Annotated in this window: 24 protein-coding genes; all 24 read left to right on the top strand. The window is 35.6% G+C overall.

The window, feature by feature from the left end:
* Window position 1: 1 nt before the first annotated feature.
* The 24 genes from G600_RS0104675 (at window position 2) to G600_RS0104560 (ending at window position 25,461) form a co-directional block, all read left to right on the top strand.
* The gene (locus G600_RS0104675; RefSeq protein WP_027430907.1) at window positions 2-1,168 is read left to right on the top strand and encodes a DUF3880 domain-containing protein; all 1,167 of its coding nucleotides are present in this window, start codon (window positions 2-4) and stop codon (window positions 1,166-1,168) included.
* 76 nt (window positions 1,169-1,244) lie between these two features.
* Entirely contained in the window at window positions 1,245-1,679 is a 435-nt protein-coding gene (locus G600_RS0104670) for a MarR family winged helix-turn-helix transcriptional regulator (RefSeq protein WP_027430906.1), read from the top strand.
* A 362-nt stretch (window positions 1,680-2,041) separates the two neighbouring features.
* Window positions 2,042-3,037, top strand: coding sequence for a rod shape-determining protein (gene mreB, locus G600_RS0104665; RefSeq protein ID WP_027430905.1), 996 nt, complete (start codon window positions 2,042-2,044; stop codon window positions 3,035-3,037).
* A 69-nt stretch (window positions 3,038-3,106) separates the two neighbouring features.
* Window positions 3,107-3,877 (top strand): flagellar hook-basal body protein, encoded by a 771-nt coding sequence (locus tag G600_RS0104660; protein ID WP_027430904.1) that lies wholly within the window; start codon window positions 3,107-3,109, stop codon window positions 3,875-3,877.
* A gap of 160 nt (window positions 3,878-4,037) precedes the next feature.
* A complete protein-coding gene (locus G600_RS0104655; protein WP_027430903.1) occupies window positions 4,038-4,853 on the top strand; it encodes a flagellar hook-basal body protein in 816 nt (271 codons plus the stop codon).
* Window positions 4,854-4,920: 67 nt separating this feature from the next.
* The gene (locus G600_RS14960; protein WP_051195364.1) at window positions 4,921-5,406 is read left to right on the top strand and encodes a hypothetical protein; all 486 of its coding nucleotides are present in this window, start codon (window positions 4,921-4,923) and stop codon (window positions 5,404-5,406) included.
* A 180-nt stretch (window positions 5,407-5,586) separates the two neighbouring features.
* On the top strand, window positions 5,587-7,824 hold the full coding sequence (recD2, locus tag G600_RS0104645) for an SF1B family DNA helicase RecD2 (protein WP_027430902.1): 2,238 nt from the start codon (window positions 5,587-5,589) through the stop codon (window positions 7,822-7,824).
* Window positions 7,818-8,573 carry a ComF family protein gene (locus tag G600_RS0104640; RefSeq protein ID WP_051195363.1) on the top strand — a complete coding sequence of 252 codons (756 nt, stop codon included), beginning with the start codon at window positions 7,818-7,820 and terminating at the stop codon, window positions 8,571-8,573. Before recD2 ends, G600_RS0104640 begins: the two co-directional genes overlap by 7 nt.
* A 50-nt stretch (window positions 8,574-8,623) precedes the next feature.
* A complete protein-coding gene (locus G600_RS0104635; RefSeq protein WP_027430900.1) occupies window positions 8,624-9,034 on the top strand; it encodes a flagellar protein in 411 nt (136 codons plus the stop codon).
* A gap of 395 nt (window positions 9,035-9,429) precedes the next feature.
* A complete protein-coding gene (gene flgM, locus G600_RS0104630; protein ID WP_027430899.1) occupies window positions 9,430-9,711 on the top strand; it encodes a flagellar biosynthesis anti-sigma factor FlgM in 282 nt (93 codons plus the stop codon).
* 16 nt (window positions 9,712-9,727) lie between these two features.
* Window positions 9,728-10,243 carry a flagellar protein FlgN gene (locus tag G600_RS0104625; RefSeq protein ID WP_027430898.1) on the top strand — a complete coding sequence of 172 codons (516 nt, stop codon included), beginning with the start codon at window positions 9,728-9,730 and terminating at the stop codon, window positions 10,241-10,243.
* Between the two features lie 187 nt (window positions 10,244-10,430).
* The gene (gene flgK / locus G600_RS0104620; protein ID WP_027430897.1) at window positions 10,431-12,386 is read left to right on the top strand and encodes a flagellar hook-associated protein FlgK; all 1,956 of its coding nucleotides are present in this window, start codon (window positions 10,431-10,433) and stop codon (window positions 12,384-12,386) included.
* 18 nt (window positions 12,387-12,404) lie between these two features.
* Window positions 12,405-13,970, top strand: a complete 1,566-nt coding sequence (flgK, locus tag G600_RS0104615; RefSeq protein WP_027430896.1) for a flagellar hook-associated protein FlgK — start codon at window positions 12,405-12,407, stop codon at window positions 13,968-13,970.
* Window positions 13,971-14,096: 126 nt separating this feature from the next.
* Window positions 14,097-15,635 (top strand): flagellin N-terminal helical domain-containing protein, encoded by a 1,539-nt coding sequence (locus G600_RS0104610; RefSeq protein WP_027430895.1) that lies wholly within the window; start codon window positions 14,097-14,099, stop codon window positions 15,633-15,635.
* Between the two features lie 110 nt (window positions 15,636-15,745).
* On the top strand, window positions 15,746-16,210 hold the full coding sequence (gene fliW / locus G600_RS0104605) for a flagellar assembly protein FliW (RefSeq protein WP_027430894.1): 465 nt from the start codon (window positions 15,746-15,748) through the stop codon (window positions 16,208-16,210).
* 1 nt (window position 16,211) lies between these two features.
* Window positions 16,212-16,436 carry a carbon storage regulator CsrA gene (gene csrA / locus G600_RS0104600; RefSeq protein ID WP_027430893.1) on the top strand — a complete coding sequence of 75 codons (225 nt, stop codon included), beginning with the start codon at window positions 16,212-16,214 and terminating at the stop codon, window positions 16,434-16,436.
* A gap of 246 nt (window positions 16,437-16,682) precedes the next feature.
* Window positions 16,683-17,153 carry a flagellar protein FlaG gene (locus tag G600_RS0104595; RefSeq protein WP_051195362.1) on the top strand — a complete coding sequence of 157 codons (471 nt, stop codon included), beginning with the start codon at window positions 16,683-16,685 and terminating at the stop codon, window positions 17,151-17,153.
* Between the two features lie 119 nt (window positions 17,154-17,272).
* Window positions 17,273-19,375 (top strand): flagellar filament capping protein FliD, encoded by a 2,103-nt coding sequence (gene fliD, locus G600_RS0104590; RefSeq protein WP_027430891.1) that lies wholly within the window; start codon window positions 17,273-17,275, stop codon window positions 19,373-19,375.
* A 98-nt stretch (window positions 19,376-19,473) separates the two neighbouring features.
* Window positions 19,474-19,890, top strand: a complete 417-nt coding sequence (gene fliS, locus G600_RS0104585) for a flagellar export chaperone FliS (protein ID WP_027430890.1) — start codon at window positions 19,474-19,476, stop codon at window positions 19,888-19,890.
* Between the two features lie 24 nt (window positions 19,891-19,914).
* Window positions 19,915-20,388 carry a hypothetical protein gene (locus G600_RS0104580; RefSeq protein ID WP_051195361.1) on the top strand — a complete coding sequence of 158 codons (474 nt, stop codon included), beginning with the start codon at window positions 19,915-19,917 and terminating at the stop codon, window positions 20,386-20,388.
* 361 nt (window positions 20,389-20,749) lie between these two features.
* Window positions 20,750-21,562, top strand: a complete 813-nt coding sequence (locus tag G600_RS0104575; RefSeq protein ID WP_027430888.1) for a flagellin N-terminal helical domain-containing protein — start codon at window positions 20,750-20,752, stop codon at window positions 21,560-21,562.
* 401 nt (window positions 21,563-21,963) lie between these two features.
* A complete protein-coding gene (locus G600_RS0104570) occupies window positions 21,964-22,776 on the top strand; it encodes a flagellin N-terminal helical domain-containing protein (protein ID WP_027430887.1) in 813 nt (270 codons plus the stop codon).
* Window positions 22,777-23,213: 437 nt separating this feature from the next.
* On the top strand, window positions 23,214-24,026 hold the full coding sequence (locus tag G600_RS0104565) for a flagellin N-terminal helical domain-containing protein (protein ID WP_027430886.1): 813 nt from the start codon (window positions 23,214-23,216) through the stop codon (window positions 24,024-24,026).
* Between the two features lie 613 nt (window positions 24,027-24,639).
* On the top strand, window positions 24,640-25,461 hold the full coding sequence (locus G600_RS0104560) for a flagellin N-terminal helical domain-containing protein (RefSeq protein ID WP_027430885.1): 822 nt from the start codon (window positions 24,640-24,642) through the stop codon (window positions 25,459-25,461).
* Window positions 25,462-25,471: the final 10 nt, after the last annotated feature.

Raw genomic sequence — 25,471 nt, 5'->3', positions numbered from 1 at the left:
TATGAAGATACTTTATTATAGCTGGGATGAGATGATTTGCGTAGACGTAATGGAGGCTTTTAAGGAATTAGACTGCGAATTTAAAAGGGTAAGATATGAGCATAAAAGTGACTTTTACGAGCCGGATTTTCAAAAATTTATTGAAAAGGAATTAGAAGAGGACAACTACGATTTACTATTTAGCATAAATTATATTCCGGTTTTATCCATGGCTGCCTTTAATAAAAAGATTTTTTATATGTCTTGGGTTTATGACTGCCCTTGTGGCACCATGTATTCTGAAACTATAAAGAATCCCCTTAATATAGTCTTTGACTTTGACGAGACAGAAGTGCGCAAGTTTAATAATATGGGTATTGAAAATGTATTTCACATGCCACTGGCGGCTAGCATTAACAGAATGGATAGGCAAATGAAAGAAGCTAGTAGTAAAGACCATGATTTGTATAAAAAGGACATCTCCTTAATAGCTAGCATTAGTGAATATAAGAGTCAGTTTGAAGCCTTAGAAGGCTATAATAGAGGTTATGTGGAGGCTATTATAAAGACTCAAACAAAGGTATTTGGTGATGAGATTGTAGAAAAATTTGTAAGCTCTGATATGGGTGAAAAGATTGCAAAATGTCTTAATTTTACAAAAAATCCAGATATGATAATTAGAGATTCTGATTTACTTGAAATGCTTTGTAATAAAGAAATTAGAGACATTGATAGATTAGAACTTGCTCGTCTTTTAAATGATAAAGTTTCAAAGAAATATGATACGGCTCTTTATACAGATTACAAGGGAGATGCATTTTCAAAGGTAAACAAGGGTATAGTGGATACATATAAAGGTCAGTACTTGGTTTATAAAAATAGCAAGATTAATCTTAATCCTACTCTTAGGGGGATTAAATCAGGCATTAATCAAAGGTCTGTGGATGTGGCGGCTTGCGGAGGCTTTCTACTTACAAATTACAGCCACGAACTAGCTAGGGATTTAGAGGCTATTGGGGCCTGTGTAATTTATTATGATTTAATGGATCTTGAGGCGAAGATTGATTATTATATGAGCCATGAGGATGAAAGGCTTGAAATTGCAGCTAGAGCCCATGATTTTTACAAGAAAAACAGAACTTATACAATAGTTCTTGGGAAAATGCTTGAAAGTTTTAGGAAAATATGATAAATTGAATACAATTAAATTGCCTATTTAGTATGTCGGATAAATGTATAAGATAGATTTTGGAGGAATTATTGTTATGAAAGATAAGTATGACGCTATAAAGTTGGAGAATCAGTTATGTTTCCCTCTTTATGCTGTATCAAAGGAAATTGTTAAGAAGTATAAGCCATATTTGGACGAGCTTGATTTAACATACACACAGTATATAACAATGATGGTAATGTGGGAACATAAATCTATGAATGTTAAGGAATTAGGAGAATATCTTTACTTAGATTCAGGTACATTAACACCAGTTTTAAAGAAGCTTGAACAGAAGGGCTGGTTAGTTAGAAAGAGAGATTCTAGAGACGAGAGAGTTCTTAATGTTTCTTTAACAGAGGAAGGCCTTGAATTAAGAGAGAAGGCATGTAAGGTTCCAGAACAGATGGGCAATTGCTTGAAGCTTTCAAAGGAAGAAATAGATATCTTATATAAGGTTTTATATAAGGTATTAGATACAATTAATTAGGATTAGTAAGATTTAAGAATTAAATAAGAATTTTTTGACAAAATATATTTCTAAGGGGTTAAGTTTTAGAAATCGTTTACCGATATACTACTAGAAATCCCTAAATGGCAAAGACTTTTATTTGCTTATTTAAACAGAAGTATATTTTGTCTTATTTTATTGTTTTTTTAAATTTAGGACTTTAAAAACTTGACTAAATTGTATATAATGTTTATCGACTATGTGATTTCTTATTATAAAGTGTTTTTAAAGTAAGATATACATAGGGTTTAGTGTAACATTGAGTGTAAATAATTATGTTTAAATAAGAGGAAGCGGGGCAAGAATAACTTGCTACAGGATTTGAAAGGAGAACATTTAGGATGATTTCAACAGATATCGGAATAGATTTAGGTACTGCAAGTATCTTAGTATACATTAAGGGAAAGGGTGTAGTTTTAAAAGAACCTTCAGTAGTAGCTTTTGATAGAGATACTAACAAGATTAAGGCTATTGGTGAAGAAGCTAGATTAATGCTTGGTAGAACACCTGGTAATATCGTAGCTGTACGTCCTTTAAGACAGGGTGTTATCTCTGATTACACAGTAACAGAGAAGATGCTTAAGTACTTTATTCAGAAGGCAGTAGGCAAGAGAATGCTTAAGAAGCCTAGAATCAGCGTTTGTGTTCCTTCAGGAGTTACAGAAGTTGAGAAGAAGGCAGTTGAGGATGCTACTCTTCAGGCTGGAGCTAGAGAGGTTGCTATTATTGAGGAACCTATCGCAGCTGCAATCGGTGCAGGTATCGATATTTCAAGACCATGTGGTAACATGATCGTTGATATCGGTGGTGGTACAACAGATATCGCTGTTATCTCACTTGGTGGTACAGTTGTAAGTACTTCAATTAAGATCGCTGGTGATGATTTTGATGAAGCACTTGTTAGATTTATGAGAAAGAAGCACAATCTCTTAATTGGTGAGAGAACTGCTGAAGATATTAAGATTAAGATTGGTTCAGCTTATCCAAGAGCAGAAGTTGAAACAATGAATGTTAGAGGTCGTAACTTAGTTACAGGTCTTCCAAAGACTGTTGAAGTTTCTTCAGAAGAAACAGAAGAAGCTTTAAGAGAAGCAACATCACAGATTGTTGAAGCAGTACACTCAGTACTTGAAAAGACTCCTCCAGAATTAGCATCAGATATTGCTGATAGAGGTATCGTTCTTACTGGTGGTGGTGCACTTCTTAACGGACTTGAAGACTTAATCGAAGCTAAGACAGGTATTAACACTATGACAGCAGAGGATCCAATGACAGCTGTAGCTATTGGTACAGGTAAGTTTATTGAATTCTTAGCAGGTTACAGAGACGATAAGTAATTGTCTATAGAGAGACTAAACTTTTAACTTGCTTGATAGACTATAGGTGATTGCTAGATAGGAGTCGCTATGGTTAAAGGTCTTTATACTGCATATTCAGGATTAACACTACAACAGAAGAGATTAGATTTGGTATCTAATAATTTGGCTAATTCCCTTACAACAGGTTATAAGAAGGAAGGATTAACAGCTCAGTCCTTTGATACTGTTTATGGAATCAAGGTTAATGATTCATCGGTAAACTATGTTAATCAGTATATTGGTGATTTAAATCTTGGTGCGAAGATTGGTGAGAGTTATAGATGCTGGGATCAAGGAGCTCTTAGAAGTACTGAAAGCGAATTTGATTTTGCTCTTTCAGGAAGTGGTTTCTTCTCTATTGAATTTACCAATAAGTCAGGAACAACATCCACTATGTATACGAGAGATGGTGCCTTTCAGATTAATGCTGATGGATATCTTTTAACTAAGGATGGAGATTATGTTCTTGGTGAGAATGGATATATTCAGATCCCAACTAACACTGACGAATTTAGTGTGGATGTCCTAGGTAATATTTATGCAGATGATGTATATATTGATAAATTTGCGTTGGTAGATTTTGAAGATTACGATTATTTAGAGGCCTATGGCGAGAATATGTTTCAAACAGTAGATGGCTATACGGAAAAGGAAGCCACAGCAACTGTTAATCAAGGTTACTTAGAAGCGTCCAATATCAATGTAGTAACGGAGATGATTGATATGATTTCCATTGCTAGAAACTTTGAAAGTAATCAGAAGATTATGAACTCCATAGATACTATGTTATCTAAGATGGTGACAATTTCAGAATTATAGAATTTAACGGATTTAATTTTTAACTCAGTCGGAGTACAAGCTCCGCGAGCGAGTCTTGACAATTAAATCCGTTTTTTTAATTTAGGGGTTAAGTATCTCTAAGGATTGTCCGATAAGATATATGAACTAGAAGATTATATACATTTGGAGGTAATGTCCTATGATGAGATCATTGTGGACTGCTGCATCAGGAATGACATCGCAGCAGACTAGTGTAGATACAATTGCTAATAACCTTGCTAATGTAAACTCTGTTGGCTATAAGCAAGAGTCCACTCAGTTTAAGAGCCTTTTATATCAGGATTTACAAAGTAAAACTACCACTGCAAATGTGGAACAAAAGCCAGTAGCAGCACAGGTAGGTCTTGGTACTAGAGTTTCTTCTATTACATCATATTTTACACAAGGACCTCTAAATGCCACTGATAGCGACACAGACTTTGCTATTATTGGTGATGGATTTTTTGCAGTAACTAATCTTGATGGTGATACAGTTTATACAAGAAACGGTAATTTATATATGGCAACCGCCACAGAAGGCATGATGCTTGCAACAGCAGAAGGTTATCCGGTGCTAGATGTGGATGGACAGCAAATCATTTTAGATGATACTTATCAAGTAAGTTCTATTACAATATCAACTGAAGGGGAGTTATTATATCCAGATGAGGATAGCAACCCACAGCCGATAGGTTATAAAATTGCACTTTATCAGTTCACTAATCCTTCCGGCCTTGATAAGCTAGGTACTAGCTACTATGCAGAAACAGAGGCTTCTGGAGTTCCTATTAGTGAAGAGTATGATGGGGTTACAAAAAAGAGTAGCTTAAAGCAGGGCTACTTAGAAGCTTCAAATGTACAAGTTGCTACAGAAATGGTAAACTTAATTACAGCACAGAGAGCTTACGAGCTTTGTTCAAAGGCCATTACTACATCAGATACAATGATGGAGCAGGCAAATAATCTAAAGAGATAATTAGAGGATATATATTTTTCTAGCAATTCATAGGAATTGTTACAGAGGGGATAAAAGGAGGAAAAATATGAGTAGTGTTTCAGGAATAGGTGCATCATCTAGTTATGCAGATGTTTATGATGCAACTAGCAGTGCACTTACAAGTAAAATTAATTCAACAAACTTTGAAACTGCCACAGATGAAGAATTAATGGCAGTGGCAAAGGAATTTGAGAGCTATCTTTTAGAGCAGGTTATGAAGTCTATGCAGAAAATGACTTCAGTTACGGGAGATAGCGACGGAGAAAGTGCTTCAGCTTCCCTATTTAATTCACTCGTGGGTATAACTGGTGAGGAAACAGATTCGGCTATGTCTACACTTAGTGATTACTATGGAGATGAGCTTATTTCTCAGCTTGCAAGTACTTTAACAACAAGTGTTAGTAATAATAATGGTGCAGGTCTTGGAATTGCCCAGGCACTTTACGAGCAGATGAAGAGAAATTATTCTACTGTGGCTGAGGTAAATCAGGTACAGTCAGTAGGAACAGCAGACGACAACACATTAGCTTAATAATAAAGGAATAAGTCTTATAAGACCAGTGTTTAAGAGAATTAGAGCAGCTTAAATTGGCTGCTCTTTTTTTGTATTATAATCTGTGTTACAATGTCTTAGTCATTATTATCAAATTTTGTTGGCAGTCGCCAAAATTTTCCAAAGCATATAAGAGGTGAAAGAATGGACTACGACAATATAAAAGAAGTAGAGGGCTTTATAGAGAGTATTATTTATCGTAATGAAGATAATGGCTATTCCGTATTTGAGATAGATAACGAAGGAGAAGAGATTACTTGTGTGGGTACATTAAGTTACATAAGCGAAGGCGAGTATATTGTTGCCACAGGTAATTACGTTAAACATCCCGTTTATTATATGCAGTTTAAGATAGATTCCTATGAATTTCAGGCACCTAATGATACCGCTTCTGTCCAGAGATATTTGGCAAGTGGGGCAATTAAGGGTATTGGTGAGAAAATGGCTTCGCGAATCGTAAAGGAATTCGGAGACGATACCTTTAGAATCATGGAAGAGGAGCCAGAAAGATTAGCAGAAATCAAGGGAATTAGCAATAATAAGGCAATGGAAATAGCTAATCAGCTTATGGATAAAAAGGACATGCGCAAGGCCATGATGTTTTTACAAAAATTTGGAATTGCTATGAACCTTGCCACCAAGATCTTTAAGCAGTATGGTAATCAAATCTATAATTTAATAGAGACTAATCCTTATAAATTAGCAGATGATATTGAGGGTATAGGCTTTAAGACAGCAGATGAAATCGCCTCTAGGGTAGGAATTAAGATAGATTCTGACTTTAGAATTAAGAGTGGAATTTCTTACTGTTTGAGTCAGGCTTCCCTTAATGGACACATTTTCTTACCAAAAGAGGAACTAGAAAAAGATGTAGTTAGCCTGCTTTTAATAGACATTGAGGACTTTGATAAGTACTTAATGGACTTGGCAGTGGATAAGAAGGTGGTTTGTAAGACCATGGAGGATGGCAGTGTAAATGTCTACTCTAGCCTTTATTACTACATGGAAGGAAATGTGGCTGCTAGATTAAAGGGCCTTGCCCAGGTGGAGTCTAGGTCTTTAGAGGAAATTGATGAGAGAATCAAAAGAATCGAGAAGGAAGAGGACATTGAGCTTGATGATATCCAAAAAGAAGGAATTAGAATGGCAGCAACTAGCGGACTTCTTGTAATTACAGGTGGTCCTGGTACTGGTAAGACTACAACCATTAATTCCATTATTAAGTTCTTTATGCTAGATGGTTTAGAGATTAGGCTTGCAGCTCCAACAGGTCGTGCAGCTAAGCGTATGACAGAAGCTTGTAATATGGAAGCACAAACTATTCACAGACTTCTTGAAATTAACGGCGGTGGGGCTAGTGAAAGTAATTCTAGGGCTTCAGGTCTTTCTATGTTTTTTGAAAGAAATGAAGATAATCCCCTTGAGGCAGATGTAATCATTGTAGATGAGATGTCCATGGTGGATATTAATATTATGTATTCCCTAATTCGCGCCGTGGCTGTGGGTACAAAGCTTATACTTGTAGGTGATGTGGATCAGCTGCCATCTGTGGGACCGGGTAACATTTTAAAAGATATAATTGCTTCTGGCTGTTTCCCTGTGGTTAAATTAGAGAAAATTTTTAGACAGGCGGAAACTAGTGAGATTATTATGAATGCCCATAAGATTAATAAGGGAGAAGAGGTTGTGCTTAATAAGTACAGCAAGGATTTTCTCTTTGTTAGACGTAATGGTGCGGATGCTATTATAAATGCTATGAAGACCTTGATTTCTGACAAGCTGCCAAATTATGTGCATGCGGATATTTCAGAAATTCAGATTTTGACACCATCAAGGAAGTCGGCTACAGGTGTTGATAGATTAAATTCAATTATGCAGGATTTCTTAAACCCTTCTACTCAGACTAAGCAGGAGAGAGTTCACGGAGACACTACTTATCGTGAAGGGGATAAGGTTATGCAGATTAAAAATGATTATCAGCTGGAGTGGCAGAAAAAATCCAAGTATGGTGTAACCTATGATAGAGGAACTGGAGTCTTTAACGGAGATACAGGAATAATCGAGGAAATAAGCCAGTTTAATGAAACAGTAACCGTTAGATTTGAAGATGGCAGATTTGTAGATTACGAGTTTAGCCAGCTTGATGAATTAGAGCTTGCTTATGCTATTACAGTGCATAAGTCCCAGGGTAGTGAATATCCGGCGGTTATTATTCCTATGTATCAGGGACCTAGAATGCTAATGAATAGAAATATTTTATATACCGCTGTTACAAGAGCTAGAACCTGCGTATGCATGGTTGGCGAAGAAGAAATTTTTAGACAGATGGCAAAAAATATTACAGATACCAAAAGATATTCCTCACTTGATCAAAGAATTAAGGAGATTATGTGTTAAAAACTAAAAAGAATATGTTAATAAGAGATAATTTTTTGGAGGGCTTGGTGGATATCTTCTATCCACCAGCTTGTCCGATATGTTTAAGACCCCGTCCCATTGTGGAGGGCAGGAGGGAAAACATTTGCAAAATCTGTAGAAAAAAAGCCCCATATATAACAGGACCTAGCTGTTTTAAGTGTGGCAAACCTCTAGATAATACAGATAGCGAATTCTGTAAGGATTGTTTGGAAAATCCTCACGTTTTTAAAAAGTCTATGGCTGTTTTTGAATATACAGACAGTATTAGTAAATCCATTTATGAGTTTAAATATTATAACAAAAGAGAATTTGGCAAGGTCTTTGCTAGTGAATTAGTCCTTAGGTTAGAGGATGAGATTAGAAAATTTGATCCAGACGTTATAGTGCCGGTGCCCATTAGTAATGAGAGAAGAAAATTTAGAGGTTTTAATCAGGCGGAAATCTTGGCAAAAAACATGGCAAAGGACCTAAATATCCCCTATGATGAGAATCTGATTTACCGCGTCAAAAATACAATTCCCATGAAAAAACTGAGCAATACTAATAGAATAAAAAACCTTGAAAACGCTTTTCAAGTGTCTAGAAATGTTGTAAGATATAATAAAGTAATAGTCGTGGATGATATATATACAACAGGAGCAACTCTAGATGCCATAACTAAGGAATTAAAGCGTTTTAAGGACTTAGAAGTAGTTGGCATTGTTATTTGTGTGGGACAGGGTTTCTAGAAAATAGCTTCTGAAAAATAAAATGTATAACTGTATGCAGGAGGTTTACTATGGAAGTTAGAAATTGTCGTGGATGTGGAAGATTATACAACTATGTTGGCGGTAGCTACAGAAATTTATGTCCTGATTGTGTAAAGAAGTTAGAAGAGAAGTTCCAAGAGGTAAAAAGATATATTGAGGATAATCGCGTAGCAAGTATTAGACAGATTTCTGAGGCTTGCGAAGTTAGTACTAAGCAGATAGAACAGTGGATAAGAGAGGAAAGATTGGTATTTTCTGATGATTCGCCAATTGCAATTTATTGTCAGTCATGTGGTGCTCCTATTAAATCTGGAAAATATTGTGAGAACTGTAAGGAGACTATGTCAGATCAGTTAGACCAGCTCTATGGCAAGAAACCGATTGAGGAGCCAAAGAAAAAGAGATCTGCTACTGCTAAGATGCGTTTCTTAGATAACTAGTAAATAGAGCAAAGGGGTCGGACAACGACCCCTTTAATTTTTATAAGGAGTGATACGCCTATAAGATTTGCTTTGTGCACTTAGAGTTTATTAAGTTCTTATGTTACAATTAGAATCATTAAAAAATTGACAATATAAATTTTCTTTTTTATACTTTAAAAAGAGCTTATGAAAATGTTTTTCTGGTCGATATATAATTCAGAGATGATACAGGACTAGAAAAAGAAAATTTTTAGGATTGTATTAAAAAAAGAACAATATTTATTTATAAAATCGGTTAAGTTTTGAGATTAAACTTCCGATAAATAAGGCATAAAGCAGAAGAGTCTCTTTAAACTAAGAGTATGGAGGGGTTCTTTATAAGTCTTAGAAAGTATGAAAGGACGGCGAAGAGTATGAGAATAGACGCTTATAATGCAATTAGCCAGGTTTATCAGGCAAATGCTACTAGCAAAGTTAATAGCACAGGCAAGGTGGCAAGTGCTAATGACAAATTCGATATTTCTGATACAGCAAAAACTTATTCTGTTGCAAAGACAGCAGTTGCTGAAAGCTCAGATGTAAGAGAGGATAAGATCGCTGATATCAAGGCAAGAATTGCTGCTGGTACCTATGCTGTATCTGCAGAGGATGTTGCAGATAAGATAGTTAATAGCGTTTCTACTTTGACATTCTAAAAGTGAGGTTTTGACTATGGCTAGCATGATTGATTCATTAATTGAAGATATGAACAAAGAGAATAGCTTGTATTTAGAGCTCTATGGCTATGCCAAGGAAAAGACCAATGCGATTGTGAGTAGCGATGTAGAGTCTCTGCAAGCTATTCTTAAGTACGAACAAGCATTAATTAATAAGATAAATGCAGTAGAAGAAGATAGACTAGCAGTCGTTGATGAAATATGTAGAGTATTACATCTTTCCCCAAAAGACGTGAAGGTAGAAAGAATTGTAAAGCTACTAGAGAAACGACCTAGAGAACATGATAGATTAGAAGAAAGTTACCTGGCTCTTAAAAGGACAGTAAAGAGCCTAATGCAGATAAATGAGAATAATAAAACACTACTTAAGGCGTCTATGGAGATGATTGAGTTTGATATTAATGTTGCTAGATCAGCAACCCTTGCTCCACAGACAGCAAACTATGGAAAGACAGCTACAGAGGCATCGGTGATGACCTCAAGCATTGGAAGATTTGATGCAAAGCAGTAAATGTAGCTTAAAGATAATAGGGGCGTTTAGACGCTCCTTTTTTTATGCAAAAATTTTGCTATACATTTTCATAAGGAAAAGAAAAATAGAGGTTAATTCTAGCTAGATTTTACCGATATAAATAGCAGATGGACTAACTAGAAGTGACTAAATTTAAACTCTTTTTCATATTTAGAGGTGAAATATTATGGCAAATGGAATGTCAGGACTTTATGTGGGCATGACTGGTGTAAGATCAAACCAGATTGCACTTAATGCAACAGCCCACAATCTTGCAAATATAAATACAGAAGGTTATACAAGACAGCAGGTTACCTTTGAGGATACTGTTTACATGCCAGTTATGACTAATGATAAGGTAACTACTCCTGTTAGTGGTCTTGGCGTGTCTATTTCTGAGGTAAGAAGAATTAGAGATACCTTTATTGATGCATCTTATCGTTCAGAGAATTCTAGACTTGGCTTTTATGATGCACAGTATCAGGCAGTTAACGAGATTGAGGATTTATTTGGTGAAATGCAGGGCGTAACCTACCAGTCTTATTTAACAGATCTTTATAATTCTTTAAATGAGTTAACTAAAAATCCAACAAGTACTGTTGCTAGATCTTCCCTTATTCAGACTGCAACAGCTTTTATAGATAAGTCAGAGGCAATTTACGAGGGCTTAATTACTTACCAGACAACCCTTAATACTGAAGTAAGAAATATGGTTACAACAATAAATGATTTAGGTCAAACTATTTATAGTTATAACAAGAAGATTACAGCTATTGAGGCAGCAGGGGTTGAGCATGCCAACGATTTAAGAGATGAGAGAGATAAGGCTATTGATGAGCTTAGTAAATATATGGACCTTGATTATTATGAGGGACCAAATGGTGAAATCATTATTAATGCCGAGGGTGTACCTTTTGTTTCTCTTAATGAAGTGGCAGAGATGAGTACAGAATATGTCACTGGTACAAGCCTTGTTATTCCAACTTGGCCTTGCTATGACAGAGAGGTATTTACAGCGACATCTCTTGCTAAGACCTCTAATGAGACAGACACAGATAAGGGTCAGTTAAAGGGTCTCATTCTTTCAAGAGGTAACATGGTGGTGGATTACACTTATGTGGCTGAAATGCCATCAAGCTCAGACTACGACTTAACTACAGCTGAGGGTTTAGCTGAATATAATAAGGATTATGCAGCATATGAGGAAAAGCAGGAATATTACAATACATACATTTTGCCATCTCAGGTTTTAACTGCCATGGCAGGATTTGATTATTTGGTAAATGGTATTGTTACTGCCCTAAACGATATTCTTTGTCCGGAAAAGGAAGTAACACTTACAAGTGAGTATACAGATAGTAATGGCAACTTAGTTCAGGCAGATAAATACATTTACACAAACATAACTAGAGACGTTCTTTACAATAGATTCGGCGAGGAGGTTGCTGGTACATTAAATTCTAGTGGTAGCTATGATTATGACTCAGAAGAAAAGCTCTATAGCAATTCCAATGGTGATGGAACTGGAGTGGTTGCCTTTGATTCGGTAACTTACTCACTCCTTGACCTTGATAAGACAGATTATGGCATGGATAATAATAAGACTGTGGGCCAAGAGCTATTTTCAAGAGCAAATACTGAAAGATATGTGGTTACAACCGATTCTAATGGCGACACAATCTATATTAGAAATAATTTAAATGATCAAAAGTACGAGTCTTACTACAGACTTGGTAACTTAAGCATAAATTCAACAGTAGCCCAGGATTTATCCCTTCTTCCACTTTCCACTGTAACGGATAAGGAAGATTTTGAGAGGGCCAACGAACTTGTAGATGCTTGGGATGTGAAGTTTGGAACCTTTAACATCGAAGAGTATTCAAAATCTACATTTAATTCTTATTACAATAACTTCGTTGGAAAATATGCCACTTGGGGCGACGTTCTTAATAGTTATGTAGCTAATCAGGAAAATATGGTAAATGGTTACAACAACCAGAGAACTGAAACAACGGGAGTTTCTTCAGATGAAGAACTTCAAAAGATGATTAAATTTCAGCATGCTTACAATGCTAGTTCAAGATACGTAAATGTAGTAAGCGAAATGCTTGAGCATCTAGTAACTTCACTTGGTGCGATTTAAAAAGAAAGAAGGTAGTTTATGGCATCAACATTTTTTGGATTAACAATTGCATATTCTGGATTACAGGCATCCCAGGCATCTATTAATGTAACTGCTCATAATTTGTCAAATGTAGATACAGACGGTTACACAAAAGAGACTGCCGTTAAGGAGGCAGCAAGCTCTCTTAGAACTTATGCCCCTTACGGTACACTTGGTGCCGGTGTTGATGTTACAGAGATTAGCCAGACAAGAGATAGTTACTATGATGAGAAGTATAGAAATAATCAGACTTATTACGGGGAGTATGAGGCTAAGAATAATTACATGTCACAGATTGAGAGCTTCTTTAACGAATTTATCCTAGATGGTTACACAGAGGAATATAACAATTTCTTTAAAAATGTTAGTCAGACCATGTTAAATCCTGAGGATAATTCTACTAAGAATTCTCTTATTCAAAGTGCAGTAAGTATGACAGATTATTTTAATTATCTTGCTTCTAATTTAAAGGAAATTCAGGAAGATGCTAACAACGAAGTTAAGGATGCAGTAGAACAGATAAATTCATTAGCTCAGTCTATTTATCAGCTTAATAAGCAGATCAATCAGATTGAGGCTTGTTATGGAAATGCTAACGACCTACGTGATTCTAGAAATGCCTTGGTAGATGAGCTTGCAAAGATTGTAAATATTACAACTAACGAAGAGGATTTAGGTAATAACTTAACTAATTACACCATTAACATTAATGGTAGCACCTTGGTAAATTCCTATGGTTATCACGAACTTGTGGTAAAATCAAGAGCAGATACAGATGCAAGAAATAACTCAGATGTAGCTGGTCTTTATGATATTAGCTGGGATACAGGTCAGGAGTTTAACATTTACTCAAGCTCTCTTGGTGGTCAGCTAAAGGGACTTATAGATATTAGAGATGGCTGTAATGGCCAGATCGAATCCGTTGTGGTAGATGACAATGGAGATTATGTCTATAGTACTGATGGATATTTTACAACTGAGTTTTCTGATTACGATGGTAAAAATACAGACTTTAAGGGGATTCCTTATTATCAGGCTCAGTTAAATAAGTTTATGACAGTATTTGCAGATGCAGTTAATGAGATTTTAAAGACAGGTTATTCTTCAGATGGTGAGACAAAAGGTGCTTCGCTTTTTGTAATTAAGGATAATCAGGTGGCCTTCTCAGCAAGTAATGTAACAGTCAATAAGGATTTACAGCTTGACCCTTCAAAGCTTGCTACAAAATCAAGGCTAAATACTGGAGCTGCAAATGCCGATATAATTGAAAAGCTTAATACATTACAAACAGCACAGATTTATAACGGTGGTACAGGTTCTTATTTCCTTGAAAGTATTATTTCAGATGAATCTATTGATACTAACAAGGCAAAGAATTTCCTACAGAATTATACAAACCTAAAGACCACTATTCAAAATCAGAGATTATCTGTTATGGGCGTTGATTTTGACGAAGAGGCTATGGATTTAGTAACCTTCCAGCAGTCTTATAATCTAAGCTCAAAAATGATGTCGGTGTTAAATGAGATTTATGACAAATTAATCAATCAGACAGGTACTTGACTTTAATTGCGAAGCAATTCAAGTCCTAACGCCCGACGATTTGCGAAGCAAATTCTAATTCGGGCTTTCCATATCCTGTAGTGGTTGTGGAGAAGTATATAGATTGTAAAAGAAAGGAAGTAGCCTATGTCCATGCGAATTACTAACGGCATGATGGTAAACAGTTCACTTGCCAACATCCAGGTTAATAAAAACCAACTTAATACCCTAGATACTCAGTTATCTACACAGAAGAAAATTAACAAGCCATCAGAAGATCCTATCGTAGCAATTCGTGCTCTTCGTCTTCGTTCAAGTCTTGATAAGGTAACACAGTATCTGGATAAGAATATTCCTGATGCAGATAGCTGGCTTTCAGTTACTGAGGATGCCCTTGATGAAGGATATTTGATTTTGTCCGATTTATACAATTATTGCGTGCAGGCCTCAACAGATTCTTATTCATCTGCTGAAAGAAAAACTATTGCAGATAGTTTGGAAAATCTAAAGGAAGCCTTTTATGCAGAAGGTGATATTGACTATGCTGGCCGTTATGTATTTACAGGTTTTGCAACAGATGTGCCCCTTACATATCAGTCAGATGATACGGCAGCAGATGTAGATTATACAATTACTCAGAATTTTACCAGAGAGAACCTCTCTTTAAAGACAGCTTACACCAATGCTTACACTAATACAGATATTATTAATCTTGATGCAAAATATGATGCCACAACGGGACGTCTTGTAACTCCTAATGTGAAGTCGGTACACAGATTACAGCTTGCCTATAAAGATATTGCTACATCTAAGTTTTCCATTACAGATGCAAATGGAAACACAGCCGCAATAACCATTGATAATAGTGGAAATGTTACAACAGATAATACATTACAAACATCTGGTGGAAACGCAATAACTATTACTCATACAGTGGATGATAATTATGTACCAGGAGAAGATGAAATTGCCATTAATACTACAACTGGAGAGATTTTGTTAGGTGAAAATGTTTACAAAGACGTTTATACCAACAATACATTTTCAGTAACTTATGATAAGAACAATTTCATTAAAGGGGATTTAAATCCTACTATGTATTTTGATTGTATTGATAATATTTCTGGAATAGAGTATAATAAAGTACAAGAAAACATTGAGTACAATATAAATTTTTCGCAGAAACTAAAAATTAATACTGAAGCTAGAGAAGGCTTTGATATTTATCTTGGTAGAAATATCGATGATTTGGTAACTGCAGTTCAAAATGTTTTGGATTTAGAAGACCAGATTGAACAGGTAAATTCTATGCTTACACAGGATCAGTATTCGGATAGTAGTTCCCAGACTAAGTTAAATGATATCTTAGAGGGACTTACTAAGCAGTTAGAACTTGCGGAAGATAAAATGACTGATGTTTATGAAGATGGTGTAGGATGGATGCAATCTTACCAGACTACAATTTCTGAATGTAAGGCAGATGTAGGTAATAGAAAAACAAGATTGACCTTAACAAAATCTAGACTTACAGAGCAGGAGACTAACTTCAAAAATCTAAAGTCGCAAAACGAGGATATTGATCTTGAAGAGGTAGTTGTAAATTATTCTGCAGCGCAGTTAGTTTATAACGCATCTCTAACAGCATCAGCAAAATCGGTTCAGCAGACACTTTTAGATTTTCTTTAAAGAGGGAAGAGTCCGCCCATGAGAGCAGCTTTCAGCTGAAGGGCGGCTCCTACATCACAACTTGCAGAGCAAGTTGTGACATTAAATTACGGGGAAAGGTTAGGTGTGACATGAAGGTAGAGACTAAATGGTTTGGGACTATTGAAGTGGGAGAGGAACAAATTCTCACATTTGAAAAAGGTATTATAGGCTTTGAGGATTGGAAGAAGTATACTCTAATTTACGACGCCGAAAAGGGAGTTGAAGAAAGTTCAATTTTCTGGCTTCAGGCAATTGATGAGCCAACTCTTGCGCTTCCTATTATGGACCCTACTCTAGTTTATGAAGGGTATGATCCAATAGTTGAAGACGAAATTATTAACACACTTGGAGATAATATTGCAGATGCTACACTTCTTGTAGTTTGTACTGTAACTGTTCCTGAAAAGCTTGAGAATATGACAGTTAATCTTAAAGCACCAGTTATTATTAACATGGATACTAATAGAGGTGTTCAGTTAATAGCCGATAACGATGATTATCAAGTACGTTACCCTATTTATGACATTCTCAATGCTGAAAAGGACGGTGAATAATATGCTAGCATTATCAAGAAAAAAAGACGAAGCCATTATTATTAATGATGATATAGAAGTAACTGTAATTGAAATTAAGGGAGAGCAGGTAAAGCTAGGTATTACTGCCCCTAAATCTGTTCCAGTTTATCGTAAGGAAGTTTATGTTCAGATTCAGGCAGCTAATAAGGAAGCAGCAGCTCAAAAGGTTGATGTTAATGCCTTAAAGAATCTTTTTAAAAAGTAGATTATTAGGATTTATTTAACTTTATTTTGGGAGAGACAGGGGAAGGACAAGCCAGAGGATAAATAATATCTATTCAAAATACACAAAATATGAAGATTTATTTGTAGAAATTGTACAAACTTTGTATAATTTCTGATTTTGGCGTTAAGTTTTTATATTTGTTAGTCGATATATAAGACAGCAAAGTCTTATTTATATATATAAACGCAACTAAACAAATTAATTCTTCACATGGAGGTGAAACCTATGGCTATTGATGTAGGTAACGTAGCAAGTTATCAAAGTAATTCAACTGTAAATGCTAAACCAGCTTCAAACGTTGGCACTGTTAGCGTGGAAAATGCTAAAAGTGGCAGCGTTGTAACTGCGTCTAGCCAATCTTCAACCACAGATCAGGCAGTGGCAATTCCAAAAGTTTCTGACATTGTACCAGCAAAAGCTAAGGAGGAAGATCCTACTAATTTTGAAAATGTTAATGTTAACGTTAATGTAAAGACAAAGGAAACTTCCCTTAAGGATGTCACTGACATTAGTAAAATTGTCAATAATAATACTGTGGCGGAATTTAGTTATAATGAACCAACAAAAAGAATAGCAATTAAGATCAAGGACAAGAGTACTAACGAGGTTATTAAAGAAATTCCATCTGAGAAAGCTCTAGAGATGTTGGCTAAGGCATGGGAGCTTGCAGGCATTATGGTTGATGAAAAACGATAATATTAGTGAAAAGACTAATATTTTAAACACAATATTCCGATGCATATACTATACAGAATACTATGTAAACATGGATGTTTGATTTTGTAATGCAAGGACGCAAAGATAGGAGAGGTTATATGACAGTAAGAGTATCGGGTATGGTCTCAGGAATGGATACTGATTCATTAGTAGAAGCTCTTGTTTCTTCATACAAAGTAAAAAAGGATAATTTAGTTAAGGCACAGACTAAGCTGAGTTGGAAAAAAGATGAGTGGAAGACAATGAATACAAGCATTTATAGCTTTTATTCAGGAAAATTGTCGGCTGCAAGACTTTCTACTAATTACAATTTAAAGACAGCTACTGTGTCTAATAGTTCTGTAGCTAAAGTTACAGCTTCATCATCAGCTGTAAATGGTACACAGACTTTAAAGGTAAATAAATTAGCATCTACAGGTTACTTAACAGGTGGCGAGATTACTGATAGCTCTGGATCAAGTTTAACTGAGAGTTCTAAAGTATCAGAGGTATCAGGACTTTCAAGCTTTAGTTCAGGTAATATTACTGTTAAAGTAAATGGTGAAACAAAAGATATTAATATTACATCTGATATGACTTTAACAGCGGTTGCAAATGCATTTAAAGGTGCAGGCTTAAATGCAAGCTTTGATGCAAATAATGGTAGATTTTTCATTAGTGCTAAGGAAAGTGGTGCGGATAATGATTTTACATTAACAGCATCAGATTCTTCAGGCCTTTCACTTTTACAAAATTTGGGTATCTATAGCACTAGCACAGCGACTACAGCAGAATACACTACCTGGGCTAATTATACAGATGAAGAATTAGAAAATTTAGCTAGTGAGGCGGCAAATAAAAATACTAAATCCGTAGAAGATAGAGCAGAAGCTTATGCTAAGCAATATAATTCAGCTTATAACGCTTCTAAAGCTATTACTGATGCAAATGGTTCTCTATCTGAAATGGAGACAAAGAAGGCAGAATATGAAAATGCAATGTCTGCCTACGATTCTTATAAGACAACAGATGAAGACGGAAATGAGACTTATGATACAGCAGCAATAGAGGAAGCAGGTCTTACAAGTGAATTTAATACAGCTAAGACAAATCTTGAAAATATAAATACAGCTATTACAAATTATAATAATTATCAAACTACAATATCTGAAACAGCAGACTATGTTGTTATTTCTGATGATGGAACTGCAACAGCAGCAACAGAAGGCACAACTGCTTATGACAATATTAAAGCCGAGTATGATAACGAGTATGCAACTAATTATGATAGTTATTTGGCCAATTATACAGCTAAGAGGGAATATGCTCAAAACGTTGTAGATGGTACAGTTTCAACAGCAGCAACAGGTGCCTCTGCAAATGCAGTTAGAATCACAGGAACAGATTCAGAGATTGTTTTAAATGGAGCGAAATTTAAGAGTGATTCCAATACATTTTCAATCAATGGTTTAACAATTCAGGCAACAGCTCTTACAGGAGACGAAGAAGTTTCTATAACCACTGATACAGATATTGATGGAATCTATGATTTTGTAAAAGGTTTTATTTCAGATTATAATAAACTTATTAAGGAAATGGATGTAAAATATAATGCTGCATCAGCTAAGGGATATGAGCCTTTAACTTCAGAAGAAAAAGATGCAATGTCAGATGATGAAGTAGAAAAGTGGGAAACTAAGATTAAAGATTCTCTCCTTAGAAAAGATAACATCTTAGGACTTACAATGAATTCTTTAAAGGCAGATATGGCTTCAGCATTTACAATAGATGGAAAGGGTTATTCTTTAGCATCTTTTGGTATAAGTACTTTAGGATATTTTGCATCACCAGAGAATGAAACTGGTGTTTATCATATTGATGGAAACTCAGAGGATTCAGCAACTTCTGGTACTGATGATAAGTTAAGAGAAGCAATAGCTAATGATTCAGAAACAGTTATTTCCTTCTTTTCACAACTAGCAACCAAACTTTATACAGATCTTGGTAATAGAATGGCAAGTTCTTCAACAAGTAGTGCCTACACTATTTATAACGATAAAGAAATGAATACTCAATATTCACAATATACATCAAAAATTACAGATGCAGAGGATAAGGTTACCACATGGGAAGATTATTATTATAAGAAGTTCTCAGCAATGGAATCTTCTTTAGCATCACTTAACTCACAGCAGTCATCTCTATCAAGTTATTTTGGATAAAGAAAGGCAAGGGTATACTAACTAGAGGTTAATCGTTTTATGAAAATGTATCATAGCAATACATTTTCAAAAATGATTACAAATAAGGAGGAACTGGTATGGCATTAACTCAAGGGCAGAAGCAACAGCAGCAAGCATTAGCAGAACAATATAAAAGAAGTAAGATTCTTACAGCATCACCTGCAGAGCTTACCCTTATGCTTTATGAGGGAGCGATTAAGTTTTGCAACATAGCAATTATGGCTATTGAAAAAGGTGATATGGAAAGAGCTCATATTTATATCAAGAAGACTGAGGATATTATTATTGAATTTAGATCAACTCTTGATAGAAAATATAAGGTGGCTGAAGATTTTGAGCGCGTCTATGTTTATATCTATGACCTTTTAGTAGAAGGTAATATTAAAAAGGATACTGAGATACTAACAAGGGCTCTTAATGAAATTAGAGGAATGCGCGATACCTGGAAAAAGGTTATGGAAAAGACAAAAGGACAATCGCCAAAGAATAGCTAAGAGGGTATATCAAGAGGGGATATTATGGAAAATTATTTAGAGATTATGAAGGACAGCTTAAAAAAGAAAATAAAGGTGCTAGAAAAAATCGAGGAGCTTGATAGAGTTCAGACAGAACTTTTTAGTGCCGATCCTTTTGATGAGGAAAAGACTAGAGCTAGCTTTGAAGAAAAAGGAAAGTACATCAATGAGTTAGATAGACTTGATGCAGGCTTTCAGTCTCTATTTAATAAGATGAAGGATCAATTAGATGGCAAGAAAGACCAGTACAAGGAAGAAATAAAGGAAATGCAAAGCCTTATTAGAAGAGTCACTGAACTTAGTGTAACAATAGAGAGTCAGGAGAAGCGAAATAAGGATTTGGCAACTAAAAGATTTAATAGTATGCGCAAGGAAATTTCCAATGCAAAACGAAGTACTAGTCTTGCAAAACAATATTATAGTGCAATGAATAATGTGCTAAATGTAGACCCTCAATTTATGGACTCAAAGAGTTAAAAAAGCTAGTGTTTAAGGCTTTTTTAGCTAAATCATTTGTTAGGAAAAATTTTAAAAAAATAGTTTACAAATAACTAATTAAATGGTATATTAGTACTAGAAAAAGATAGATTTTCTATCTAGGTGGTAAGAATAACAGAATATACGAGGCAGCAACACCAAATTCTTTTTTAGTTAATTACCGTTAGCTGTGACAATTGCAAAGCAATTGCCATGTAGCCACGAGCAGATTGCCGAAGGCAATTCTAATGCGAGCTGGTTCCCAGGATAGCGGATAATTAATAGATGAAGCAATAACGCTTCACTAAATCTTAAAATGCCAAGGAAGGCATTAGTTCTTTTTTTCAAGGAGGAAAAAATTATGGTAGTACAGCATAATATCACAGCAATGAACACAAACAGACAGATGGGTTCAATTCAGACCTCATTGTCAAAGTCAACTGAGAAGTTATCATCAGGTTACAAGATCAACAGAGCCGGTGATGATGCAGCAGGTCTTTCAATTTCAGAAAAGATGCGTGCACAGATTAGAGGTCTTAATAAGGCTTCTGCAAATGCACAGGATGGTATTTCACTTATTCAGGTTGCTGAAGGTGCATTAAATGAAACACATTCAATCTTACAAAGAATGAATGAATTAGCAACACAGGCAGCTAATGATACTAATACAGCTACTGATAGAACAGCTCTTGCAGCTGAAGTAAATCAGTTAGTATCTGAAATTGATAGAATTCGTGAGACAACACAGTTCAACACAATGAACCTCTTAGATGGTTCATTCACAGGAAAGAACTTACAGGTAGGTTCACTTGCAGGTCAGAAGATTCAGATTAGTATTGGAAACATGAATTCAACTTCATTATCAGTTAATGGATTATCACTTGCAAATTATTCTTCAGCAGGTCAGGCTGTTACAAAGGTGCAGGCAGCTATTGATAAGGTATCTACACAGAGATCTACACTTGGTGCTTTACAGAACAGATTAGAGCACACAATTAACAACTTGGATACTACTAAGGAGAATACACAGGCAGCTGAATCACGTATTCGTGATACAGATATGGCTTCTGAGATGGTAGAATACTCAAAGAATAATATTCTATCACAGGCAGGTTTATCAATGCTTTCACAGGCTAATCAGGCTAACCAGGGTGTACTTTCAATTCTTGGTTAATGATAACAAGGCTTAAAAGAGTGTTTAAGTAAACTACTATAAAGGAGGCAGTCAAGAAAATTCTTGACTGCCTCTTATTTTTTTGCAATAATTATAATAGTGAAAAGATGTGAATAATTAAAAATTGGGAAGAGTCCACAAAGTAAAAAGTTCTAATGTTAGATTTTTTTTTAATATTGGGGTTAAGTTATGTTTAATTCGTCCGATATATGAAGTATGAAGAGTGAAAGCAATGGTACCCTATTATGAAATTCACTTAAAGGGCATCGAAATTGAAAATACCCAATCAATTTAAAGATGCAAAAAAACATTAAAAGTGCATTACAAGATTAGCTAATGCAGAGGTGACTAGAGATAGTTATAAACATATGGAAATTTTCTAAATCAAGGAGGAAACAAATATGGTAGTACAGCACAATCTAACAGCAATGAATACAAACAGACAGATGGGTAATGTTCAGACAAATTTAGCAAAGAATACTGAAAAATTATCATCAGGTTATAAGATTAATAGAGCTGGCGATGATGCTGCGGGTCTTTCAATTTCAGAAAAGATGCGTGCACAGATTAGAGGTCTTAATAAAGCTTCAACAAATGCAGAAGATGGTATTTCACTTATTCAGGTAGCTGAAGGTGCATTAAATGAAACACATGCGATTCTTCAAAGAATGAACGAACTAGCAACACAGGCAGCTAATGATACTAATACAGCTACAGATAGAACAGCCCTTCAGGCCGAAGTTGATCAGTTGGTATCTGAAGTTAATAGAATTCAGAGTACTACACAGTTTAATACAATGAACCTCTTAGATGGTTCATTTACAGGAAAGAACTTACAGGTAGGTTCTCTTGCAGGTCAGAAGATTCAATTAAGTATTAATAACATGGATGCTACTTCATTAGGCATTAATGCATTATCACTTTCTACATTTGAAAAAGCTGGATCTGCAATTACAAAGGTGCAGGCAGCAGTTGATTTAGTATCAACACAAAGATCTACACTTGGTGCGGTTCAGAATAGATTAGAGCATACAATTAACAACTTGGATACAACAAGTGAGAATACACAGGCGGCTGAATCACGTATTCGTGATACAGATATGGCTAGTGAAATGGTTGAGTACTCAAAGAATAACATTTTAGCTCAGGCAGGACAGTCAATGCTTACTCAGGCAAACCAGGCAACACAAGGTGTATTATCAATTTTACAGTAATAAATATAAAAATTTTTAGGGCGTCTATGACGCCCTTTTTTTACTGTCGCAATTTGCGAAGCAATTGCCATGTAGGAGCCGCCCTTCAGCTGAAAGCTGCTCTCATGGGCGGACTCTTCCCAGTACTGTCGTAACTTGCCTTGCAAGTTACGATGTAGCCGCGAGCAGATTGCCGAAGGCAATTCTAATGCGAGATGGTTCTTTTTTTACATTTTCAAAAAAATTTTAAAATCCCCCTAAACTAATAAAAAAGTGTGCCGATATATCTAGTAGCAAATAAATATATGGTACATAAATAATTTAAAAGTACCAAGGTATTTGCTAAATAGGATATACCAACAGCCTTAGGCATAAGATTTGGTCAAGATCCTATTATTAACTAAATAATTGCATCATGGATGATGTAAACATTTTTTATTTTCAAGGAGGAAAAAAATATGGTAGTACAGCATAACGTAACAGCAATGAACACAAACAGACAAATGTCTTCAATTCAGAGTGCATTGTCTAAGTCAACTGAGAAGTTATCATCAGGTTACAAGATTAACAGAGCCGGCGATGATGCTGCAGGTCTTTCAATTTCAGAAAAGATGCGTGCACAGATTAGAGGTCTTAATAAGGCATCTGCAAATGCACAGGATGGTATTTCACTTATCCAAGTTGCTGAAGGTGCATTAAATGAAACACATTCAATCTTACAAAGAATGAATGAGCTTTCAACACAGGCAGCTAATGATACTAATACATCTACAGATAGAACAGCTCTTCAGGCTGAAGTAAATCAGTTAGTATCTGAAATTGATAGAATCCGTAGTACAACACAGTTCAATACAATGAACCTCTTAGACGGTACATTTACAGGAAAGAACTTACAGGTAGGTTCTCTTGCAGGCCAGAAGATTCAGATTAGTATTGGAAATATGGATTCAGCATCATTATCAGTTGGTGGATTATCACTTGCAAATTATTCTTCAGCAGGTCAGGCTATTACAAAGGTGCAGGCAGCTATTGATAAGGTATCAACTCAGAGATCTACACTTGGTGCTTTACAGAACAGATTAGAGCACACAATTAACAACTTGGATACTACTAAAGAAAATACACAGGCAGCTGAATCACGTATTCGTGATACAGATATGGCTTCTGAGATGGTAGAATACTCAAAGAACAATATTCTATCACAGGCAGGCTTATCAATGCTTTCACAGGCTAATCAGGCTAACCAGGGTGTACTTTCAATTCTCGGTTAAAAGAATACTACTATAGAAGAAGGGGGTCGATGCATATCGGCTCCCTTTTTTTTACTGTCGTAACTTGCAAAGCAAGTTACGATGTAGGAGCCGCCCATCAGCTGAAAGCTGCTTTCATGGGCGGACTCTTCCCCTACTGTCGTAACTTGCTCTGCAAGTTGCGATGTAGCCACGAGCAGATCGACGAAGTCGATTCTAATGCGAGATGGTTCCCCTACTGTCGTAACTTGCTCTGCAAGTTACGATGTAGCCACGAGCAGATCGACGAAGTCGATTCTAATGCGAGATGGTTCCCCTACTGTCACAACTTGCTCTGCAATATATTTTGTAAAAATTAAAATTTTTCTACAAGAAGGGTTAAGTTTTTTTTATTTACTCCGATAAATATACTGTAAGTGATAAACAAGGTACCCAAAAAGAAATTCACTTGATTCTAGTCCTACCCAGACTAAGAATAAAAAATACTTAATGAACCCAATTAAGTAAAAGGTATAGCAAATAGCAAATTTTTAAAAAGCAAATTAAAAGAAAAACAGTTAAAAAGAAAGAAAGTAAAAAGCATATCAAAAGTAAATTAATTATGGAGATTTTCTAAATCAAGGAGGAAACGATTATGGTAGTACAGCACAATCTTTCATCAATGAACACTAACAGACAGTTAGGCGGAGTTTCAGGAGCATTATCAAAGGCAACAGAGAAGTTGTCTTCTGGTTATAAAATTAATAGAGCAGCTGATGATGCAGCAGGTCTTTCAATTTCAGAAAAGATGAGATCACAGATTAGAGGTCTTACAAGAGCATCAGATAATGCACAGGATGGTATTTCACTTATCCAGGTTGCTGAAGGTGCTTTAAATGAAGCTCATTCAATCTTACAAAGAATGAATGAATTAGCAACACAGGCAGCAAATGATACTAATACACTAACAGATAGAACAGCTCTTCAGTCAGAAGTAGATCAGCTTGTATGTGAGATTAATAGAATTAAGAGTACTACACAGTTTAATACACAGAACCTCTTAGATGGTACATTTACAGGAAAGAATCTTCAGGTTGGTTCTATTTGTGGACAGGCAATTACACTTAATATTACAACATTTAGTGCAGGTACAAATGGCCTTGCAGTAGATCAGGTAAAATTATCTAGTTTTACAGCAGCTGGTTGCGCAATGGCAGCAATTCAGTTAGCAATTGATAAGGTATCAACACAAAGATCTACACTTGGTGCTGTTCAGAACAGACTTGAACATACAATTAACAACCTTGATACAACAACTGAGAATACACAGGCTGCTGAATCACGAATCCGTGATACAGATATGGCAGAGATGATGGTTGAGTACTCTAAGAATAACATCTTAGCTCAGGCTGGTCAGTCAATGCTTACACAGGCTAACTCTCAGACACAGGGAGTATTATCACTCTTACAGGGTTAATAAAAAGACA

This window comes from Lachnospira multipara ATCC 19207, from assembly GCF_000424105.1.
Lineage (GTDB): Bacteria > Bacillota > Clostridia > Lachnospirales > Lachnospiraceae > Lachnospira > Lachnospira multipara.
Note: the sequence above shows the minus strand (reverse complement) of the source record. Positions and strands in the feature narration are given on the sequence as shown.

Bases quoted from the DNA above. Each gene is read 5' to 3' on its own strand.
- G600_RS0104580 (WP_051195361.1), top strand. From the start codon at position 19,915: ATGGAAAATTATTTAGAGATTATGAAGGACAGCTTAAAAAAGAAAATA.
- G600_RS0104570 (WP_027430887.1), top strand. From the start codon at position 21,964: ATGGTAGTACAGCACAATCTAACAGCAATGAATACAAACAGACAGATG.
- G600_RS0104565 (WP_027430886.1), top strand. From the start codon at position 23,214: ATGGTAGTACAGCATAACGTAACAGCAATGAACACAAACAGACAAATG.
- G600_RS0104660 (WP_027430904.1), top strand. From the start codon at position 3,107: ATGGTTAAAGGTCTTTATACTGCATATTCAGGATTAACACTACAACAG.
- G600_RS0104670 (WP_027430906.1), top strand. From the start codon at position 1,245: ATGAAAGATAAGTATGACGCTATAAAGTTGGAGAATCAGTTATGTTTC.
- G600_RS0104655 (WP_027430903.1), top strand. From the start codon at position 4,038: ATGATGAGATCATTGTGGACTGCTGCATCAGGAATGACATCGCAGCAG.
- flgK (WP_027430897.1), top strand. From the start codon at position 10,431: ATGGCAAATGGAATGTCAGGACTTTATGTGGGCATGACTGGTGTAAGA.
- G600_RS0104675 (WP_027430907.1), top strand. From the start codon at position 2: ATGAAGATACTTTATTATAGCTGGGATGAGATGATTTGCGTAGACGTA.
- G600_RS0104625 (WP_027430898.1), top strand. From the start codon at position 9,728: ATGGCTAGCATGATTGATTCATTAATTGAAGATATGAACAAAGAGAAT.
- fliW (WP_027430894.1), top strand. From the start codon at position 15,746: ATGAAGGTAGAGACTAAATGGTTTGGGACTATTGAAGTGGGAGAGGAA.
- flgK (WP_027430896.1), top strand. From the start codon at position 12,405: ATGGCATCAACATTTTTTGGATTAACAATTGCATATTCTGGATTACAG.
- fliD (WP_027430891.1), top strand. From the start codon at position 17,273: ATGACAGTAAGAGTATCGGGTATGGTCTCAGGAATGGATACTGATTCA.
- fliS (WP_027430890.1), top strand. From the start codon at position 19,474: ATGGCATTAACTCAAGGGCAGAAGCAACAGCAGCAAGCATTAGCAGAA.
- G600_RS0104575 (WP_027430888.1), top strand. From the start codon at position 20,750: ATGGTAGTACAGCATAATATCACAGCAATGAACACAAACAGACAGATG.
- G600_RS0104595 (WP_051195362.1), top strand. From the start codon at position 16,683: ATGGCTATTGATGTAGGTAACGTAGCAAGTTATCAAAGTAATTCAACT.
- G600_RS0104610 (WP_027430895.1), top strand. From the start codon at position 14,097: ATGTCCATGCGAATTACTAACGGCATGATGGTAAACAGTTCACTTGCC.
- csrA (WP_027430893.1), top strand. From the start codon at position 16,212: ATGCTAGCATTATCAAGAAAAAAAGACGAAGCCATTATTATTAATGAT.
- G600_RS0104560 (WP_027430885.1), top strand. From the start codon at position 24,640: ATGGTAGTACAGCACAATCTTTCATCAATGAACACTAACAGACAGTTA.
- G600_RS0104635 (WP_027430900.1), top strand. From the start codon at position 8,624: ATGGAAGTTAGAAATTGTCGTGGATGTGGAAGATTATACAACTATGTT.
- mreB (WP_027430905.1), top strand. From the start codon at position 2,042: ATGATTTCAACAGATATCGGAATAGATTTAGGTACTGCAAGTATCTTA.
- flgM (WP_027430899.1), top strand. From the start codon at position 9,430: ATGAGAATAGACGCTTATAATGCAATTAGCCAGGTTTATCAGGCAAAT.
- G600_RS14960 (WP_051195364.1), top strand. From the start codon at position 4,921: ATGAGTAGTGTTTCAGGAATAGGTGCATCATCTAGTTATGCAGATGTT.